Here is a 2427-nt window from a genome sequence, read left to right on the forward strand (position 1 = left end):
GCTGAACCCGGACGAGCTGGTCAACGCCGACCTCAAACGCAGCCTGCCCCACACCCAGCGGGCCAGAAACCGGGCCGAACTCACCACTGAAACCCGCAGGTTCTTCCACCGCCGACAGCGCCAGCCCCACATCGCCACCAGCTACTTCAAAGCCCCGCACGTCCAATACATCCTCGACGAGTGAACCCAATGAGTTTCTGATCAATAAGTGGGTTCCCTTGACCTGCCCGGCCCCGGCTCCGCCGATGGGGTAGGCGCCCCGAGTTCCAAGAATGTAGGGAAATGAGGTGAGCAAGTCTGGTTCGCGTCTGAGCAAGGGGCAGGGAACACCCGGCTGCTGGCCAACCCGCTCGCCTCACCCGAAGACATCGAGGACCTGGACGGCTGGACCCTCCACCGGCTCCGCCACAGCGCCCTCACACACGACGCCGAAGACGGCACGTCCACGCCGATGCTGCTGGCCCGCTCCCGCCACGCCTCCGTCCGCTCTCTGGAGCGGTACGCCCGTCCCGGCGTCGACGCGGTCGCCCGACACGTCGCGGAACGTGATCCCGCCGCACGTCGCCTGACGTGACATCCGTCGTTTGCGGCTGGTGACAGCGTTCTTACCGGCACCCCATCCTGATGTCGGTCCGTACAGCAGGCTCGGCAACGAGGAGCTCAAAGGACTCGGAAGGTGCGCTCACCCCCGAATCTTCTCAAGAAACGATGGTCTGGGGTTGTTGAAGCACCAGGGTTTTTGAAGGAGTTCTTGAAGGAGATCCGGGGTCCGTACGGGCCGGTTCCGGATCCTCAAGAATCGATGGTTTGTTGAGGATCACAGGCGTCCTGTCACCGTCACCTGGTGTCTCGCAATCAGCCCCGTTCGAAGCAGTGAGAGTGGCCGATGACGGAGAAGCCGCGGCGCTCGTACCAGTGTCGTGGCCAGTCCGTCGCATCAGCGGTCAGGAACCGGGTATCGCAGTCCTTGTCGGCGGCCAGGCGCAAGGCGGTGGTCAGGACGGCATCCGCGTAACCTCGCCTGAGGTGGGCCTCCGAGGTGATCAGGTCCTCGATCTGGGCTATGCCAGTTGCCGGGTCCAGATAGAGGTCGGCCCATGACGCGACCTCGCCCTCCTCCGTGCGGGCACCGAGGAAGTGAACGACGTCGGCCCCGCGGCGGCGAGCCTCGCGTCGGTCGACGAGATGGCGTAGGACCTCGTCGTCGACGTCCGGAAGAAGGCCCCGCCATCGCTGGGTGAGTGGGATACGTATCGCGTCGAGGTTCATCTCCTCCGCGGGCCCGCTGGCCGGCACCGGGCCGGCATGCAGCATGACCAGATAGGTGGAGTGGGTGTATCCGGCCCGGATCAGCGGCTCTGCGCACGCCATTCCGACTTCGTCGTCAAGGATGGAGATCAGTCGGTGAGGCAGATGCCCCAGTGCCTCCTCCGCGATGGCGGGCACCGCCTCGGAGTCAACGGCCGTGTCGATGATGACCTGGTTGTTCGCGCGGGAATGCGCGAAGGCGTCGTCATATACGGCGAACCCGCCCGGGAGGTCGACGATGCGCGCGGCCTGGCGGCGGGCGAAGGCCGACAGGAAGGAGTTGATCCGCTGCAGTTCTGAGTTTGGCATGGGGGGAGCGTAGGCAGCCATGGACCATGGCCGCCTATGAATTACCCCGGCGGGGAGAAGGCTTCTCGGGGACCTTCAGGCCGCCATTTCCGCTTCGGGGCCCGCGTCGGCGTCGAGCTGGGTGAGGTCGACGTCGAGGTGCACTTCGTACGCCTCTGGCGTGTCGCTGAGCTCGTGGGTGGAGTATTCGCCGAACCGCATGATGTGCTCGGTCAGGTACGGGGAGATCTCCGCCAGGTCCTCCGGCTCGATCTTCCAGCCCTCGGCCTGGAGCTCACGGACGATGTCGGCGATGTCCAGGGTGTTATTGATCAGAAACGGTTTGGGTTCTGGGTCGTTGGGCGGGTGTGAGCGATCTGGTGGGGGACGCGCGGCATCTGTCGCCGTCGATCTGATCGCGAAGCTGTACCGGGTGCGGCTGACCGAACCGGGGGTGGGCATGTATCTGAAGCGGTGGGGCTGTCCTTCCAGCGCCCGGACGAGCGGGCCGTCGGGCAGGACCCCGAGGCCGTCCGGCGCTGGCATCGGGAGACCTGGCCGAAGATCCGCGTGAAGGCGAAGCAGGACGGCGGCGAGATCCTCTTCGCCGACCAGGTCGGCATCCGCTCCGACCAGATCACCGGCCGCACCCGGGGCGGTTCAGCGCGAGGGCGGGCCTGAACGCTACCTGGACTGGTGAGACGTCGTCCCCCTGGGACGAGAGGCGCCGTGGGGGGGGGGCCGGGCCCCCCCCCCCCCCGGCCCGGGGGGGCCCCCCCCCCCCCCCCCCCCCCCCCGCCGGCGCCCCCCCCCCCCCGGGCCGGGGCCGGC

General features: G+C 67.3%; 2 protein-coding genes and 2 pseudogenes. 2 read left to right on the plus strand and 2 right to left on the minus strand.

The genetic code is table 11. The annotated features are described in order from the left end of the window. Positions 1–184: pseudogene (locus ACIHCL_RS32115) on the plus strand (IS630 family transposase); the annotation flags it as partial. A gap of 671 nt (positions 185–855) precedes the next feature. Here the strand turns inward: ACIHCL_RS32115 and ACIHCL_RS32120 are convergent. Further along, positions 856–1617, minus strand: coding sequence for a GNAT family N-acetyltransferase (locus ACIHCL_RS32120; RefSeq protein ID WP_399867548.1), 762 nt, complete (start codon positions 1615–1617; stop codon positions 856–858). A 75-nt stretch (positions 1618–1692) separates the two neighbouring features. Then, positions 1693–2058 carry a Tn3 family transposase gene (locus ACIHCL_RS32125; protein WP_399867549.1) on the minus strand — a complete coding sequence of 122 codons (366 nt, stop codon included), beginning with the start codon at positions 2056–2058 and terminating at the stop codon, positions 1693–1695. Between ACIHCL_RS32125 and ACIHCL_RS32130 the strand changes: the two are divergent. Then, a pseudogene (locus ACIHCL_RS32130) lies at positions 2006–2253 on the plus strand (winged helix-turn-helix domain-containing protein); the annotation flags it as partial. The gene ACIHCL_RS32125 and the pseudogene ACIHCL_RS32130 overlap by 53 nt on opposite strands. Positions 2254–2427 lie beyond the last annotated feature (174 nt).

The organism is Streptomyces sp. NPDC052042 (genome assembly GCF_044548345.1).
Classification (GTDB): Bacteria; Actinomycetota; Actinomycetes; order Streptomycetales; family Streptomycetaceae; genus Streptomyces.

What these genes read in the sequence shown, in the direction of transcription:
- ACIHCL_RS32125 (WP_399867549.1), bottom strand. Translation starts at nt 2,058, where the DNA reads ATGCCCACCCCCGGTTCGGTCAGCCGCACCCGGTACAGCTTCGCGATC.
- ACIHCL_RS32120 (WP_399867548.1), bottom strand. Translation starts at nt 1,617, where the DNA reads ATGCCAAACTCAGAACTGCAGCGGATCAACTCCTTCCTGTCGGCCTTC.